Here is a 17,506-nt window from a genome sequence, read left to right on the forward strand (position 1 = left end):
CCTTCGGGGGTTTTGCGTTTATCGCGCGGCGCGCGTTTCCAGCGCGCGGGACAGGGCCTGCAAGGCGGGCACCGCGCGGGCGGTGTCGTCCAGCGCCGACAGCAGGTGCCTGGCTTGCCGCGCCGGCGGCGCCAGGCGGTCGAGCGCTTTCGCGCACAGCATGCTGGCGGTGCCCGCATCGGGCGCGTACGTATCCAGGCACGCCGCCAACGCGGCAATTGCCGCCGGCAGTTCGGCTTCCCGGCGCCGGTTGCCGGCCAAGGTCTCCATGACCTTGCCGACGGCTCGCGTCGCATGCCTGATCGCGGGCTCCCGGCCCAGTACGGTTTCCATCGCCCGCAGATGCCGCAGTTGTTCGACCATGTCCGCGGCCGGTGCGCCAGCAGGTTCGAGCAGCCATTGGTAGCTGTCCACCACATGATTCAGGCTGACGCATTCCGCGGGCGATAGCGTGCGCACGCAGGCTTCCACCACGTCTTCATAGCGCGCTGGAGCCGCTTGCAGGCGCGCGATGTCCTTGATCGCCGATTCCAGCAGCTTCCATTGCGAGCGGGTCAGTGGCCGGGACGCCGCTGCCTGCTGTTTCAGGGATACGGCGACCTGCCGGTGAGCCCGCGCCAGCCGCGCGGATCGGGACGCCGATGCCGGCCACCACGTGCGGCCGGATATCGTGCGCGCGCGGCGCCAGATATCCCGGGCGATCGTGCCGGCCAGCGGCTGCTGCACGGCCGGCATATCGCGCAGCGCATCCAGCGTGCGTACCGCCGCGATCTCGGGCGCGGGGTCGTTGGCCGCCCCGCGTGGCGGCATGGCGCGCGCACCCGTGCCGTGTTCCGGTGGCGCCGCCTTGCGCACAATGGCGGCCAGCCCGCGCAGCGCGGGCATCAGCCTCAACGCTTCGTTCCGGCGCTGGGCATGCCCACGGAACAGCGGGATCATGTCGCGCTCGCGTTCGTCCAGGGCGGCGCGGTCGTGGATGCGTGCCAGGGCCGCTTGCACATCCTGCCGCGGCAGGTCCAGCCGATGGACGGCGAGTTCGCAGAAGGCGAAGGCTACGCCGACACTGCCGGCGGATTGCATTTCGTATGTGAGGCTATCGAGCGCGTCGGCCAGGACGCGTGGGCTCGCACCGTCGCGCAAGGCCACCAGGACGTCCTTGACGGCAGGCATGTAGTCATTGCGCAACGCGAATTCACGCGTCACGGCGGCGTCGATGGCCCGCAGCCGGCGTGCATCGGCGTCGTCGATCTTCACGACATCCGGAACCTGGGTCATGCGGTGCAGCGCGCGCAGATCGGCGGGCCGCAACGTGCGGACATAGGCTTGCGCGGCATCGGCGTAGGCTTGCGGTGCGTCCTGTGCGCCGAGCCGGTTCCCGGTCGGGGCCTTCATCGTGCGAGCGATGGCCCTTTGCGCGCGTTCCAGCGACGATGGGCGGACCGCCGTGCGCAGCGCGCGCCTGATGCGGCCGGCGACGGTATCGCGGCGCGGCACCCGGGTCGCGGGTGCGAGGGGTGGCGGCGTATCGGCAGGCGCGGCTTCCGGCGCCGCGTCCATGGCGGACGACGATGAAGTGGTGCGATAGGGCATGACGTTGGCGTCGTCGCCGCGCAGGATGGCCGCTGTGGTGAACAGGTCGGTGATCAGGCGCCGTTGGTCATAGCGCAGTCCTTCGCTCATATAGCCGCCGGGAAGGGTGTTCGCACGACTGGATTCGAGATAGGCATGGATGCCGCGGGTAGGCGTGCCGCGCGCCGCGTCCCTGTCCATTGGCATGAAGGTGTCCATGAACTGCTGGCGGACGGCTGGCGGCAATAGCCTGACGAGCAATACGTGGCGATCGAGGTCGGACGCGTCATCCGGGGCGGAAGACCGGTACATGCCATATAGATGCTCGATCGCCCCATGCATGCCGCCGATGTCGTGGCGTTCGCTTGCCATCAGCAAGGCGGACATGGCACGACGGGGGTAGGCTTCATGGGCGATTTCCGCCATGACGTCGACGATGCGCCGGGCAATCCGGCGGACTCGCGGCGCGGCCTGCAGCGCCGGGTCGGCATCCAGGGCGGCGTCCAACCGTTGCCGCGCGTCGTGATCCAAGGCACGCAGCCGTCCCGCCCTGTCCAGGGCGGGGAATTGCGCGATGGTCGCGTTGTCCGTATGAAAGGCCAGGGCGAGTTGCACGAAGGCCATGTCGATATCGGTGGGTGCGGCGCCACGCGCCAGCCGCGTCGCCGCGCTGGCGATGGCCGGGCTCGCATTGCGCGGCCAGTCCTTGTCGTCGGCCAGCATGGCGGCGTGCACCCCGCGGCCTAGCGCGTACAGCTCGGCGGCGTCGGCGACTGCCTTTGCGGCCGCGTCCCGATATGACAGCGTGTCGTCCTGCATCGAGCCGGCATCCCGCGCATCGACGCAATCCTCGATCAAGGCATCGACCGCGCCGCGTATGGCCGCGGTGCTGGTGCGGAAGCGCGCTGCCGCCGGCAAGCCGGGGGTGGATGCCGGTGGGGTTGGAACGGGGCTGGCCCTGTCGAAGACGTTATCGGAGACGTTATCGAAGACGTTATGGGAGACGTCATGGGAGACGTTGCCGAAGGCATGGTCGGAGACGTTGTCGCTGCCGTTATCACCGCTGTGGTAGCCGCTGTGATAGCCGCTGGATGTGGCACTGTAGCCGCTGTCCTGGCTGGCGACGGAATGGTTGCGCCTGGGTTGATGGGCGTCTGGGCTGGCAGCGCTGCTGTCGCTGGGCGAGCATGGTCGCATGAAGGCCGCGACGACGGACAGCTTGATACCGCCGGGCCGTGCGGGCGCGTGCCGCAACAGGGCCGGGGCGTTCAACGCCAGCGTCAGCCGCGGCTGTGGGCGTGACGCCGGCAGGAAGATGGATGCCGTGGACGCGTAGCCGGGCGCCCGGCTGCGGGAAGCGCGGGTGTGGGATCCGGCTTCCGCCCTGAAAGCGGCCGGCGCATGTTCGCCGTCGGTAGCCTCGGGCGGAATCGCGTAGCTTGCGGTCAGGGGAATATTGAAGATGGTGTTCTCAGGCATCGAAAGCTTCCAGGGAATTGAGGGACGAGCGGACGAAAATCCGGGGATCGCCAGCTGCAGTGGGACGCCGCCGTCTCCAACGCGCATGCGTGCGATTCCCCGTCCGTTGATTCCTTTGCCGGCCAACAGGATTGACGGGCGATTTTGCGCCTGGCCGGGCGCGATGGCGTGCCGCCGCCTGCCCGCATGCATGTGGACATCAAGACGCGAGGGAAATCGGACCCTTCGCCGCGAACGGCGCGACGCTGGTTTCCAACCTACCCGCGCATCGCTGTTGATGCGTGTTCAGGAGCACACCCATGTCTGTTGCCGCAATTCATTCGGCCCCGGCCCCGGCCCTTTTCCCCGTCGTGAACGCGAGCCCGCCTGCTTCGCCCTTCGGACAAGGCGCGGCGGCCGAAAGCTTCGCTTCATACGCCACTGGGTCGACGCAGCCGGAGCGCGCGGGGTGCACGCTGGCGGACGCACAGTCCGCCGCCACGCAGCGGGAATTGAACACGCGCGTGCTCGCGCATCTGCACGACACCATCGGGTTGCAGAACAATGTGAAGCTGCTGAAGCGAGCTTCCGCCGAACTGGCCGAATCCATCCGACGCGTGCTGGACGACCGCGGCTCGGGCACGACGCCGGGCGCCACTCAGCCGGTGGCAGGGCGCCAAGCCGCGTTCGACTTCATCGTCGCCGACGCCAAGCGGACCGGCTTGTTCGATGAACTGAAGTCGGCCGGCATCCAGCGCCTGAAAGACTCCGGCAATCATGAAGCCATGATCGAACAGGTCATGGCGCGCGAAGCGGACGCGGGTCGTCCGCGCGATCGCGCGTGGGCCGAAAGCTGGATCGAGCGACAGTTCGATCCCAGCGGCATCGACGCGGCATACCGGGCCGGCGAGCCTTATATGGACCTGTCGGCCATGTACGAAGGCGCGTGGGCGTATGGCGGAAACAAGGGCTGTGCCGCCGTGTATGGCGACAGGACCGACGTCCAGGCGGCGGGCCCCTACAAGGTCAGATTCATCGCAAGCCGGAGCGCCAGCGACAACAGGTCGGCGATGTCCTATATCGTCGAAAACCAGCTGACCGGTGAGACGACGGCGCCGCGTCCCTACGATGAGCGCGGCACCATCATCGAAGTGCAAGGCTTGCGTGCCCGCATGTTCGGCGCGCCCGCGGATGGCGATATGTTCAGCTTCGACACGCCGGCACGCTACCGCCTGCGCTATCCGGACGGCAACAACAGGATCCTCAGCCTGGATGACCAGAAGGCGCTATACAAGTCCCTGGTGTTCAACCGGCTGTTCGAGCCGGTCGTGCGAGGCCCCAACATGGAGACCCCGGAAGAGACGGTGGACGAGGCCTTCCGCCAGCCTGTGGCCGCGGTCGATCGCTCGCGATAGGGGCGCCGAAGGCCGCGACAGGACGCAGCAGGGCGCGATGGCACACGCCCAAAAAAACACCCCCAAGGGGCGATTCCCCTGGGGGTGTCTGGTTCGCCGCTTGTCCGCCTGAGCGCGGACTTTTTTCACGGCGAGACTGGCTGGGCGCGCTACGCTCGGCGACGGGTGAACATGCCCACCACGAACAACACGATGATCGCGCCGACGACGGAAGCGATCCATCCCGCCGGCTCTCCAGCGGCATACCAACCCAGCGTCCGTCCCAGGAAGCCCGCCACGACGGCGCCGACGATACCCAGGATGGTCGTCAGGATGATGCCCATGGATTGGTCGCCAGGCATGAGCGCACGCGCGATCAGGCCGACGATGAAACCCACGATGATCATGATAATGATGTCCATACGTGCTCCTTCCGTTGTGATACGCGTCTAAGGGAAACCGCAACACGGGCATGATAGCGGCGGCCGCAGGGCGGATCCGTCGATGTCATGTAACAACAAATTGCCCTGTTGTTTTAACGCCGCGCGTCGTCGATCAGCTTCCGCAGTGCATCAACCATCTGGTCGCTGGAGCTGCTGTCCGACACCAGGAGCCTGGCTGCTCCGGTGCCATCGAACACATAAACGCCGCGGCTGTGCGTGACGTTGTAGGTCTCCGGGTCGGCGCCAGGCTTGGGCTTGTCGATCTGGTACGAGACGCGATAGCGGCGCGCCACGTCCGCGATCTGCCGCTCCGTGCCGGTCAGCCCGATGGCATTGTTGTTGAAAGCGTTCACATAAGCTTGCAATCCGTCCGGGGTGTCGCGATGCGGATCGACGCTGACGAACAGGATGCGTACGGCATCCGCGTCCTTGCCGAGCCGGCCCATCACGTCCGCCAACTGCGCCATGGTGGTCGGGCAGACGTCGGGGCAGCTGGCATAGCCGAAGAACAGCAGGACCGTCTTGCCTTTCACGTCGTCCTGGCTGACGGTACGCCCCTGCGCGCCGGACAAGACGAACTTCAGGTCGGGCAGGTGGCCATGGATATCGTAGATGGGCGGTGGGGCGGCGGCGTGGGCCGCGGCGGGAACGGCCGCGCCCACCAGCATGGCGAAGGCGAGCAGGATACGGGCGGCGGCCGCTGGCATGGGTTTAGTCCTGTTGGGCGATCATGCCGCTGTGGCGCAGCAAGGCGTCGATGCGGGGCTCGCGGCCACGGAAGGCCTTGAACGATTCGGCGGCCGGGCGGGCGCCGCCCACGGCCAGGATCTCGCGCCGGAACCGCGCGCCGGTGGCGGCGTCCAGCGTCCCGTGCGGGGCGCCGCGGGCGGCTTCCTCGAAGGCTTCGTAGGCATCCGCCGACAGCACTTCGGCCCATTTGTAGCTGTAGTAGCCCGCGCCGTAGCCGCCTGCGAACAGGTGCGAAAAACTGTGCGGCATGCGATGCCAGGCTGGTGGCGTCAGCACCGCGACTTCGCCGCGGACCTGGTTGAGCAGGTCCAGCACGGACTGGATGTCGGCGCCTTCCGGCCGGTCGTGCAGCAGCATGTCGAACAGCGCGAATTCGATTTGCCGGACGGTTTGCATGCCGCTCTGGAAATTGCGCGCGGCCAGCAGCTTGTCGAAAAGCGCGCGTGGCAGCGGCTCGCCGCTGTCCACGTGGGCCGACAGGCGCTGCACCACCGGCCACTCCCAGCAGAAGTTCTCCATGAACTGCGACGGCAGTTCGATGGCGTCCCATTCCACCGCGGCGAAGGCGGCGGCGCCCGGTTCGTCCACTTCGGACAGCAGGGCGTGCAGGGCATGGCCGGTTTCGTGGAACAGCGTGATGACGTCATCGTGTGTCAGCAGCGCCGCCTTGCCACCATTCGGCCGCGAGAAATTGCAGGTCAGGTAGACCACCGGCGTATGCAGGGTGCCCGAAGCCAGGCGGCGGCTGCGCTCGCTATCCACCCAGGCGCCGCCTTGCTTGCCGGCGCGCGCGTACAGGTCCAGGTAGAGATAGCCGACCAGTTCGCCGTCCGCGCGCTCAACGCGCACGCCACGCACGTCGGAATGCCAGGCGGATACCGGGAATTCCTTCAGGCGCACCGTGAACAGGGTCTCGATGACCTCGAACAGCCCAGCCAGTACACGCGGTTCGGTGAAGTATTGCTTGATGTTGTCTTCCGAATAGGCATAGCGCGATTCGCGCAGGCGTTCGGAAGCGTAGGGCACGTCCCAGGGCTGCAGCTCATCCATGCCCAGTTCCTGGCGCGCGTATTCGCGCAACTGGGCCAGGTCGCGTTCCGCGTAGGGCCGTGCGCGGCCGGCGAGGTCGCGCAGGAAGCCGATCACCTGTTCGGCATCGCGCGCCATGCGGGTCTGCAGGCGCAGCTCGGCGAAGTTGCGGAAGCCCAGCAGGCGCGACTCTTCCGCCCGCAGGGAGAGGAGTTCTTCGATCAGCGGCGAGTTGTCGAACTTGCCTTCGCCGTGTTCCGACGCCACCGTTCCATAGGCGCGGTATAGCGTTTCGCGCAGGGATCGGTCGCGGGCATATTGCATGATGGGCAGGTAGCAGGGCATTTTCAGCGTCAGCTTCCAGCCCGTCTTGCCATCGGCCTCAGCGGCTTGCCGAGCGGCCTGTTTGACGTCGGCGGGCACGCCGTCCAGGCGGGCTTCGTCGTCGACCAGCAGCGACCAGGCGTCGATGGCGTCCAGCACATTTTCGGAGAACTTCTGCGACGTCTGGGCTTCGCGGTCCGAGATTTCGGCGTAGCGCTCGCGGTCCGCGCCCTGCAGTTCGACGCCGCTGAGCCGGAAATCGCGCAAGGCCAGGTCGATGACGCGCTGGCGCACCGGGCTCCATGACGCGAAACCCGGGGCGGCGAGCAGCCGCTGGTACTGCTTGTACAGGCCTTCGTGCAGGCCTACCCAGGTGGAGAACTCGGTGACCTTGGGCAGCGCGGCGTTGTACGCCTCGCGCAGTTCAGGCGTATTGACGACCGCGTTCAGGTGCCCGGCTACCGACCAGGCGCGCCACAGCCGCTCGGAAGTCGAATCCAGCGGCTCCAGTATGGCTTCCCACGTCGCGGGCAGGGCGGGGTCCGCGGCCTGGTCCACCGCTTGCCGCGCGGCGGCCAGCAAGGTATCCACCGCCGGCACGATATGCTCGGGCTTGACGGCGGCATAGTCCACCAGGTCTTCGACAGGGGCGAGTAGCGGGTTGGCGCTCATAGACGGGCTCGATCCAGGATAAACAACGATGCAGTTTAGATGGAGACGAACCGCCCAGGTTGCAAGGCCTTGCCCTAGCCTAGCCTAGCCTTTCCGCCGCTTCGACGGTATTGACCAGCAGCATCGCGATGGTCATGGGACCGACGCCACCCGGCACGGGCGTGATCGCGCCGGCGACCTGCACCGCGCTATCGAATTCCACGTCACCGCGCAGCTTGCCGTCTTCGCCGCGGTTGATGCCGACGTCGATGACCACGGCGCCGGGCTTGATCATGTCACCCTTGACGATGCCGGCCTTGCCGGTGGCGACGACCAGAACATCCGCGCGCCGCGTGTGCGCCGCCAGGTCCCGCGTCTTGGAGTTGCACAGCGTCACGGTGGCACCCGCGGCCAGCAGAAGCATGGCCATCGGCTTGCCGACGATATTGCTGGCGCCCACGATGACGGCTTCGGCGCCGCGCAGCGCCACGCCTTCGCTCTCCAGCATTTTCATCACGCCGTAGGGTGTACACGGGCGGAACAGCGGCTGGCCCGTCATCAGCAGGCCCGCGTTGCTGATGTGGAAACCGTCCACGTCCTTTTCCGGGGCGATCGCTTCGATCACCTTGTGCGCATCCATGTGCGGCGGCAGTGGCAGTTGCACCAGGATGCCGTGTATCGTCGGATCGCCATTCAGCACGGCGATCCGCTGCAGCAGTTCGGCTTCGCTCATGGTCGCCGGATACTGTTCTTTCACCGAGTGCAGGCCGGCTTTCTCGCAGGCCAGCACTTTATTGCGCACGTAAACCTGCGAAGCCGGATTTTCGCCGACCAGCACCACGGCCAGGCCGGGTTGGACTCCCTGTTTCGCCAGTTCGGTGACGCGATGCGCGACTTCGTCGCGTATGCGCTGGGAAAGCGCCGAACCGTCGATGATCCTTGCCGTCATGCGTGCGCCTCGGGTTTGGCCAGGGCCACCTTCATCAGGTCGGCCACGGTGGTGACTTCCAGTTTTTCCATGATGTTGGCGCGATGCGCCTCCACGGTCTTGATGCTGATTCCGAGGTCGTCGGCGATCTGCTTGTTCAGGCGGCCCGCCACGATCCGTTCCAGCACCTGCTGCTCGCGCGCCGTCAGGCGGGCCAGCATGGCTTCGTGATCGCGCTGCGCCTGGAACTTGGACACGCGCTGCGTGGCCTGTTCCAGCATGCGCGCGACGATTTCGCGCAGGTCCGATTCGTTGAAGGGCTTTTCCAGGAAGTCGATCGCGCCTTTCTTCATGGTCGTCACCGCCATGGGCACGTCGCCGTGGCCGGTGATGAACACGATGGGCAGCGGCGCCTTGCGGGCGATCAGCTGTTCCTGCAGTTCCAGGCCGCTCATGCCCGGCATGCGGACATCCGCGATCAGCACGCCCACCTGGTTGGGGTCGTAGTCTTCCAGGAAGCTTTCCGCGCTGCTGTACGCGCGCACACGATAGCCGTTGGCTTCCAGCAGCCAGCGCAGCGAATCGCGTACCGCTTCGTCGTCGTCGACGATGAATACCGTGCTGGACGGATTGGGGGTGTTCATGCGTGAAGCTCCTCGGACTGGTCATTCTGCGACTGCGCTTGCGGCGCCGCGCAGGGCAGGGTGAAGCGGAAGATCGTGCCGCCCGCGGGATTGGGATCCGCCCAGAGGCGGCCGTGGTGCGACTCGATAATGGTACGGCAGATATTCAGTCCCATGCCCAGGCCCTGGGCCTTGGTGCTGAAAAACGGTTCGAACAGCCTTTCCGGATCGGCCAACCCATGGCCGCGGTCCACCACGGCGACTTCGATGTGCTGTTCGTGCAGGATGACGGCGACCTTCAGTTCATCGGAATCGCTGTTCTCCATGGCTTCCAGGCCGTTCTTCAGGAGATTCAGCAGCACCTGTTCGATCAGGATCGGATCGGCCAGCACGTCCGGCGCGTTCGACGGCACGAAACGTTCGATGCGGATGCGCCGCTTGCGGGCGTCGATTTCGGCGAAGCCGATGGCGTTGTCGACAATCCCGGCGATGGCGACGCGCTGGCGGCGCGGTTCGCTGCGCTTCACGAACTCGCGGATGCGGCTGATGATCTTGCCGGCGCGCTCGGCCTGCGCGGCCGCCTTTTCCAGCGCCGGCAGCAGCATGCGCGGATTGGTGTGGCCCGCCTTGACCAGGGCGACCGCCCCCATGCTGTAGTTGGTGATCGCGGTCAGCGGCTGATTCAGTTCGTGCGCCAGCGACGAAGCCATTTCACCCATCGTGGTCAGGCGGCTGGTGAGCTGGATCTTTTCCTGCTGGACGCGCGACGCTTCTTCGTGCTGGCGGCGTTCGGTGATGTCGCGCGCCACCTGCAGGCGCACGCGGCGGCCGTCGGTCCAGGCCAGCATGCGGTGGTGCACTTCGAACCAGCGCTGCACCGACGGCGCGAAGACTTCCACCGACTCATCCGTGAAGCGGCCACGGCGGCCCGCCAGCAGTTCGTCATGGCCGCCGGTCTGCGCGCCGAACACGCGCCGATAGGTGCGATTGGCGAACAGCAGCTCCAGGCCATCGTGGGTATCGGCCGTGACCGAGATCGCGTCGTCCAGGCCTTCCAGCACCGTCATGAAGCGCTCGTGCGCCGCCGTCAGGGCCTCGCGGATGCGCTTGGGCTCGGTGATGTCCGTCATCGACGTCATCCAACCGATCTGGTTGCCGTTGGGGTCCAGCAGTGGCGACACATACATGCGCGCCGTGAAGCGCGAGCCGTCGCGCCGCTGGGCTTCCACTTCCAGGCCGCTGCTGGGCGTCTTGCCCGACAGCAGGATGTCCAGGGTGTGCTGGTGCTGATCGTGGCGCCCGGGGACCCAATAAGGGAAGGGCGGGCTGCGGCCGATCAGGTCGGCTTCGTTCCAGCCTATCATCCGGCAGAAGGCCGGATTGACGTAGGAGATGCGGCCTTCCATGTCGAGCACGCGCATGCCGGTGGACATGGAGTTTTCCATGGCCCGCCGGAAGCCGGTCTCGGCGATCAGGGCGGCCTCCGCATGCGAGCGGAAGCGGGTATAGCGCCACAGCATGAGCAGGCTGATGACGATCACGCAGGACAGCGCGAGCACGATCCACAGCAGGCGCTGCTGCCGCATCTCCTGGTCTATGGTCACGAACATGACGCTGTCGTCATGGATGCGCTGCAGCCAGAAGAACACACCCATCACACATATATAGAGTATGAGTACGACGACGGGCGTCAGCCAATAGAGGCCGCGCCTGCGCAATCGGGCATGGTCGTGAAACGGCGTGGGTATATTCGACTTGGGGACGCTGGCCATGGCTATGTCGCGGGAACTTGAGACATTTTAGTCGCTTGTTTCGCTAGTCGAGATTTTCATATTATGAAATGCCGTACCGCAACATGAAATTTCTCTTGCGTCACGGTAATCTTGTTTCCTAGAATGCGCCGCATAAGTTGCCCTGGGCTAGCGGTCTGGCGCGGAAACGCGCGGCAGGCCGGTTATCTGCGGGCGTTTTCAGTGCCCCTCGCGCCGGCACAGGCGCACGGCTACAACCCTCTCTGCTCGGAGACACACGATGTCCTCTAACGCCCTGGCTGGCGCCCAAACGGCTGCCAATGACGAAGACACCCTGGAAACCCAGGAGTGGCTCGAAGCGCTGGCGGCGGTGCTCGACCGCGAAGGTCCGGAACGCGCCCACTACCTGCTGGAACGCCTGATCGACGAGGCTCGCCGTTCGGGTGCGCATATTCCGTATTCGCCCAACACCGCTTATGTGAACACGATACCGCCGGGCCTGGAGCCCGCGCATCCGGGCAACCTGGAGCTGGAATCGCGCATCCGCGCCTACGTGCGCTGGAACGCCATGGCGATGGTTGTGCGGGCCAACCGCCACTCGCCCCCGGACGGCGGCGACCTGGGCGGCCACATCGCGTCGTTCGCCTCGCTGGCCACCATGATAGGCACCGGCCAGAATCACTTCTGGCATGCGGAAAGCGAAGACCACGGTGGCGACCTCGTGTACTTCCAGGGCCACTCGTCGCCCGGCGTGTACGCGCGCGCCTTCCTGGAAGGCCGGCTGACCGAAGAACAATTGAACCATTTCCGCCAGGAAGTGGACGGCAAGGGCCTGTCGTCGTATCCGCATCCCAAGCTGATGCCGGAATTCTGGCAGTTCCCGACGGTGTCGATGGGCCTGGGCCCCATCACCGCCATCTACCAGGCGCGTTTCCTGAAGTACCTGCACGCGCGCGGCCTGGCCAACACCGCCAACCGCAAGGTCTGGGTCTTCTGCGGCGACGGTGAAATGGACGAACCGGAATCGCTGGGCGCGATCGCCCTGGCGGCCCGCGAAAAGCTGGACAACCTGATCTTCGTCATCAACTGCAACCTGCAGCGCCTGGACGGTCCGGTGCGCGGCAACGGCAAGATCATCCAGGAACTGGAAGGCGATTTCCGCGGCAGCGGCTGGAACGTCATCAAGCTGATCTGGGGCGGCTATTGGGATCCGCTGCTGGCGCATGACAAGGAAGGCATCCTGCGCCGCGTGATGGAAGAAACCGTCGACGGCGAATACCAGGCCTACAAGGCCAACGACGGCAAGTTCGTGCGCGAGAAGTTCTTCGGCAAGCACCCCAAGCTGCTGGAGATGGTCGCCCGCATGAGCGACGAAGACGTGTGGCGCCTGAATCGTGGCGGCCATGATCCGCACAAGGTGTACGCGGCGTTCGAGTCGGCCTCCAACCACAAGGGCCAGCCCACGGTCATCCTGGCCAAGACCATCAAGGGCTACGGGATGGGCCAGGTCGGCCAGGCCAAGAACCCCACCCACCAGCAGAAGAAGCTGGACGTCGCGGCGGTGCGCGAGTTCCGCGACCGCTTCGGCATTCCCATCCCCGACGACAAGCTGGAAGAACTGCCGTTCTTCAAGCCCGCCGAGGATTCGCCGGAAATGAAGTACCTGCACGAACGCCGCAAGGCGCTGGGCGGCTATCTGCCCAAGCGCCGGGTCAAGGCCGACGAGCAACTGAAGGCGCCCAAGCTGGAAGCCTTCAAGCCGGTGCTGGAGCCCACTGGCGAAGGCCGTGAGATCTCCACCACACAGGCCTTCGTGCGTTCGCTGAACCAGATCCTGCGCGACAAGGAACTGGCGCCGCGCGTCGTGCCCATCCTGGCCGACGAATCGCGCACCTTCGGCATGGAAGGCCTGTTCCGCCAGATCGGTATCTATGCGCCGGAAGGGCAGAAGTACATCCCGGTCGATAAGGACCAGGTGATGTACTACAAGGAAGCGGCCGACGGCCAGCTGCTGCAGGAAGGCATCAACGAAGCGGGCGCGATGAGCTCCTGGATCGCCGCGGCGACGTCGTACTCGACGAACAACCGCGTCATGATCCCGTTCTACGTGTACTACTCGATGTTCGGTTTCCAGCGCATCGGCGACCTGGCCTGGCTGGCCGGCGACATGCAGGCGCGCGGCTTCCTGATCGGCGGCACCGCGGGCCGCACCACGCTGAACGGCGAAGGCCTGCAGCACGAGGACGGCCACAGCCACCTGATGGCGGCCACCATCCCGAACTGCCTGCCCTACGACCCGACGTACGCGCATGAAGTGGCGGTCATCATCCAGGACGGCCTGCGCCGCATGGTCGAGAACCAGGAAAACGTCTATTACTACCTGACCGTGATGAACGAGAACTACCCGCACCCGGGCTTGAAGCCGGGTGACGAGGAAGGCATCGTGCGCGGCATGTACAAGCTGAAGACGGTGGGCAAGGGCAAGCAGCGTGTGCAACTGATGGGCTCCGGCACCATCCTGCGCGAAGTCGAGGCCGCCGCCGACCTGCTGGACAAGGACTGGGGTGTTGCGGCCGACATCTGGAGCGTGACCAGCTTCACGCTGCTGCGTCGCGAAGGCCAGGACGTCGATCGCCACAACATGCTGCATCCGGCGGAAAAGAAGCCGAAGGTGGCCTATGTCACCGAGCAACTGGCGAAGACGGAAGGCCCGATCATCGCGTCGACCGACTATATGAAGCTGTACGCCGACCAGATCCGCCCGTTCGTCCCGAAGGGCCGCGAATACCGCGTGCTGGGCACGGATGGATTCGGCCGTTCCGATTTCCGCTACAAGCTGCGCGAGCATTTCGAGGTGGATCGCCACTTCGTGGCCGTCGCTGCCTTGAAGGCGCTTGCGGACGAAGGCGCCATTCCGGCTTCCAAGGTGGCCGAGGCCATCAAGAAGTACGGCATCAACCCCGAAAAAGCCAACCCGCAATACGCCTGAGGCCCGAACGACATGAGCAATACGGTGGAAATCAAGGTACCTGACATCGGCGACTTCAAGGAAGTCGAAGTCATCGAAGTACTGGTGGCGGCCGGCGACACGATCAAGGCCGAACAGAGCCTGATCACGGTGGAGTCGGACAAGGCTTCCATGGAGATCCCGGCGTCCGAAGGCGGCGTGGTCAAGTCGGTGAAGGTCAAGGTCGGCGACAAGGTGGCAATGGGTACCGTCGTCCTGGAACTGGAAGCGGGCGGTGCGTCCGAAGCCGCCGCGGCCGCGCCGGCCAAGGCCGAGGCGAAGGCGGAAGCCAAACCGGAAGCCGCGCCGCAGGCTCAGGCGCCCGCGCAGGCCGCCGCGCCCGCGCAAGGCGGTGGCCAGCAGGTCATCGAAGTGCCCGATATCGGCGATTTCAAGGAAGTCGAGGTTATCGAAGTGATGGTCGCGGTCGGCGACACCATCAAGGCTGAACAGAGCCTGATCACGGTGGAGTCGGACAAGGCCTCGATGGAAATTCCGTCGTCGCAGGGCGGCGTGGTCAAGGAAATACGCGTCAAGGTCGGCGACAAGGTCTCCAAGGGCACGCCGGTGGTGGTGGTGGAAGGCGGCGAAGCGCCCGCGGCACAGGCCGCCGCTCCGGCCCAGGCTCCGGCCGCCGCGCCGGCGCAGGCGTCCGCGCCCGCCGCCGCGCCTTCCGGCGCCGCGTCGTCGGCGCCTGCCGCCGGCCGTGCCGCTCCGGCGGCGGCGCTGCCCGAAGCCGAACTCAAGCCCGGCCAGCTGCCGCATGCCTCGCCTTCGGTGCGCAAGTTCGCGCGCGAACTGGGCGTGGACCTGACGCGCGTGCAGGGCAGTGGCCAGAAGGGCCGCATCACGCAGGACGACGTACGTGGCTTCGTCAAGCAGGCCCTGGCCGGCGGCGCACCCGCCGCGGCTGGCGCGGCTGCCGGCGGCAATGTCGGCGGCTTGAACGTGCTGGCCTGGCCGCAGGTGGACTTCAGCAAGTTCGGTCCGATCGAAGCCAAGCCCTTGTCGCGCATCAAGAAGATTTCCGGCGCGAACCTGCACCGCAACTGGGTCATGATCCCGCACGTCACCAACAACGACGAAGCGGACATCACCGACCTGGAAGCGCTGCGCGTCACGCTGAACAAGGAGAACGAGAAGTCCGGCATCAAGGTCACCATGCTCGCCTTCCTGATCAAGGCGGTGGTCGCGGCGCTGAAGAAATTCCCGGAGTTCAATGCCTCGCTGGATGGCGACAACCTGGTGCTGAAGCAGTACTACCACATCGGTTTCGCCGCCGATACGCCCAACGGGCTCGTGGTGCCGGTGATCCGCGACGCCGACAAGAAAGGCATCCTGGACCTGGCCAAGGAAAGCTCGGACATGGCCAAGAAGGCGCGCGACGGCAAGCTGTCGCCCGCGGAAATGCAGGGCGGCTGCTTCTCGATCTCGTCGCTGGGCGGCATCGGCGGCACGCACTTCACGCCCATCATCAACGCCCCCGAAGTGGCCATCCTGGGCGTGTCGCGCTCGGAATTCAAGCCGGTATGGGACGGCAAGCAGTTCGTGCCGCGCCTGAAGCTGCCGCTGTCGCTGTCCTATGACCATCGCGTCATCGACGGCGCCGCCGCGGCCCGCTTCAATGCCTATCTGACCGCCTTGCTGGCCGACTTCCGCCGCATCGCGCTGTAATCGGGGATCGATATGAGCAATACGGTGGAAATCAAGGTACCCGACATCGGCGACTTCAAGGAAGTGGAAGTCATCGAAGTGCTGGTGGCCGCTGGCGACACGATCAAGGCCGAACAGAGCCTGATCACGGTGGAGTCGGACAAGGCTTCCATGGAGATCCCGGCGTCGGAAGGCGGCGTGGTCAAGTCGGTGAAGGTCAAGGTTGGCGACAAGGTGTCCATGGGCACGGCCATACTGGAAGTGGAGCCCGCCGCGGGCGGCGCCGCGCAGCCCGAAGCGTCAGCGGAAGCGGGCAAGGGCGCTGGTTCGTCTTCGGACGGACAGAAGAGCGCGCCCGTTCAATCAGGCAGCGCGGCCGGCTCGCAGGCCATCGGCTCGCCCGCCGCCGACAAGTCGCCGCCGCCTCCGCCCGCGGCGGGCGCCGCCGCTGCTCCGGCTGCGGCAAGCTACTCCGGCAATGTCGATATCGAATGCGACATGCTGGTCCTGGGCGCGGGACCTGGCGGCTATTCCGCCGCCTTCCGCGCCGCCGACCTGGGCATGAAAACCGTGCTGGTCGAGCGCTACTCGACCCTGGGCGGCGTCTGCCTGAACGTCGGCTGCATCCCGTCCAAGGCCTTGCTGCACGTCGCGGCGGTCATGGAGGAAGCCAAGGCGCTGGCCGACCACGGCATCACCTTCGGCGAGCCCAAGATCGACCTGGACAAGCTGCGCAGCTTCAAGGACAGCGTGGTCGGCAAGCTGACCGGCGGACTGGCCGGCATGGCCAAGATGCGCAAGGTCACGGTGGTGACGGGCGTGGGCGAGTTCGCCGATCCCAACCACATGACGGTCAAGGGCGCCGACGGCAAGACGCAGACGGTGCGCTTCAAGAACGCGATCATCGCGGCCGGCAGCCAGGCGGTGCGCCTGCCCTTCATGCCCGATGACGAGCGCGTGGTGGATTCCACCGGCGCGCTGCTGTTGCGCAGCATCCCCAAGAAGATGCTGATCGTCGGCGGCGGGATCATCGGCCTGGAAATGGGCACGGTGTACTCCACGCTGGGCGCGCGCCTGGACGTGGTCGAAATGCTGGACGGCCTGATGCAGGGCGCCGACCGCGACATGGTCAAGGTGTGGCAGAAGATGAACGCGCCGCGCTTCGACAACATCATGCTCAAGACGAAGACCGTGGCCGCCGAAGCCCGCAAGGACGGCATTTACGTCACCTTCGAAGGCGAAGGCGCGCCCAAGGAACCGCAGCGCTACGACCTGGTGCTGCAGGCGGTGGGCCGTTCGCCCAACGGCAAGAAGATCGGCGCCGACAGGGCCGGTATCGCGGTCACCGACCGCGGCTACATCCCGGTGGACAAGCAGATGCGGACCAACGTGCCGCACATCTACGCCATCGGCGACATCGTCGGCAATCCGATGCTGGCGCACAAGGCCGTGCATGAAGGCCACGTGGCGGCGGAAGCAGCGTCGGGCGAGAAGTCCTTCTTCGACGCGCGGGTGATCCCGGCCGTGGCCTACACGGATCCGGAAGTCGCCTGGGTCGGGCTGACGGAAGACGAAGCCAAGAAGCAGGGCATCAAGATCGAGAAGGGCGTGTTCCCCTGGGCCGCCTCCGGCCGCGCCATCGCCAATGGCCGCGACGAAGGCTTCACCAAGCTGATCTTCGACGCCGAGAACCACCGCATCCTGGGTGGCGGCATCGTCGGCACCCACGCGGGTGACCTGATCAGCGAACTGGCCCTGGCCGTGGAGATGGGCGCGGACGTCGTCGACATCGCCAAGACCATCCACCCGCATCCCACGCTGGGTGAGTCGGTGGGGATGGCGGCGGAAGTGGCGGAAGGGGTCTGCACGGACCTGCCGCCGACGCGCAAGAAGTAAGGCGGACGCGCCCGCGCTCGCGGGCGCCGC

The 17,506-nt window shown here is 66.1% G+C and carries 11 protein-coding genes; 4 read left to right on the plus strand and 7 right to left on the minus strand.

What is annotated here, in order from left to right:
- Positions 1–18 precede the first annotated feature (18 nt).
- Positions 19–3,048: a hypothetical protein gene (locus tag CAL12_RS11700; RefSeq protein ID WP_086064591.1), complete on the minus strand. Its 3,030-nt coding sequence runs from the start codon at positions 3,046–3,048 to the stop codon at positions 19–21.
- Between the two features lie 299 nt (positions 3,049–3,347).
- On the opposite strand from CAL12_RS11700, the gene CAL12_RS11705 reads away from it, so the two are divergent.
- On the plus strand, positions 3,348–4,442 hold the full coding sequence (locus CAL12_RS11705) for a hypothetical protein (protein WP_086064592.1): 1,095 nt from the start codon (positions 3,348–3,350) through the stop codon (positions 4,440–4,442).
- Between the two features lie 149 nt (positions 4,443–4,591).
- Here CAL12_RS11705 and CAL12_RS11710 read toward each other — a convergent pair whose 3' ends face one another.
- The 6 genes from CAL12_RS11710 to CAL12_RS11735 form a co-directional block, all read right to left on the minus strand.
- On the minus strand, positions 4,592–4,843 hold the full coding sequence (locus CAL12_RS11710; protein WP_086064593.1) for a GlsB/YeaQ/YmgE family stress response membrane protein: 252 nt from the start codon (positions 4,841–4,843) through the stop codon (positions 4,592–4,594).
- A 113-nt stretch (positions 4,844–4,956) separates the two neighbouring features.
- The gene (locus CAL12_RS11715; RefSeq protein ID WP_232464867.1) at positions 4,957–5,532 is read right to left on the minus strand and encodes an SCO family protein; all 576 of its coding nucleotides are present in this window, start codon (positions 5,530–5,532) and stop codon (positions 4,957–4,959) included.
- Positions 5,533–5,575: 43 nt separating this feature from the next.
- Entirely contained in the window at positions 5,576–7,639 is a 2,064-nt protein-coding gene (locus CAL12_RS11720; protein WP_086064595.1) for a M3 family metallopeptidase, read from the minus strand.
- Positions 7,640–7,718: 79 nt separating this feature from the next.
- Positions 7,719–8,567, minus strand: coding sequence for a bifunctional methylenetetrahydrofolate dehydrogenase/methenyltetrahydrofolate cyclohydrolase FolD (gene folD, locus CAL12_RS11725; protein WP_086064596.1), 849 nt, complete (start codon positions 8,565–8,567; stop codon positions 7,719–7,721).
- Positions 8,564–9,190, minus strand: a complete 627-nt coding sequence (locus CAL12_RS11730; RefSeq protein WP_066348896.1) for a response regulator transcription factor — start codon at positions 9,188–9,190, stop codon at positions 8,564–8,566. Before CAL12_RS11730 ends, folD begins: the two co-directional genes overlap by 4 nt.
- Positions 9,187–10,941: a PAS domain-containing sensor histidine kinase gene (locus tag CAL12_RS11735; RefSeq protein ID WP_086064597.1), complete on the minus strand. Its 1,755-nt coding sequence runs from the start codon at positions 10,939–10,941 to the stop codon at positions 9,187–9,189. Before CAL12_RS11735 ends, CAL12_RS11730 begins: the two co-directional genes overlap by 4 nt.
- A 259-nt stretch (positions 10,942–11,200) precedes the next feature.
- On the opposite strand from CAL12_RS11735, the gene aceE reads away from it, so the two are divergent.
- From aceE to lpdA, 3 genes are read left to right on the plus strand one after another with little or no spacing between them, the layout of a single operon-like run.
- Positions 11,201–13,909, plus strand: coding sequence for a pyruvate dehydrogenase (acetyl-transferring), homodimeric type (gene aceE / locus CAL12_RS11740; protein ID WP_086064598.1), 2,709 nt, complete (start codon positions 11,201–11,203; stop codon positions 13,907–13,909).
- A 12-nt stretch (positions 13,910–13,921) separates the two neighbouring features.
- On the plus strand, positions 13,922–15,601 hold the full coding sequence (gene aceF / locus CAL12_RS11745) for a dihydrolipoyllysine-residue acetyltransferase (protein WP_086064599.1): 1,680 nt from the start codon (positions 13,922–13,924) through the stop codon (positions 15,599–15,601).
- A gap of 12 nt (positions 15,602–15,613) precedes the next feature.
- Positions 15,614–17,476 (plus strand): dihydrolipoyl dehydrogenase, encoded by a 1,863-nt coding sequence (gene lpdA / locus CAL12_RS11750; RefSeq protein WP_086064600.1) that lies wholly within the window; start codon positions 15,614–15,616, stop codon positions 17,474–17,476.
- Positions 17,477–17,506 lie beyond the last annotated feature (30 nt).

This window comes from Bordetella genomosp. 8, from assembly GCF_002119685.1.
In the GTDB taxonomy this organism is placed as follows: Bacteria; Pseudomonadota; Gammaproteobacteria; order Burkholderiales; family Burkholderiaceae_B; genus Bordetella_C.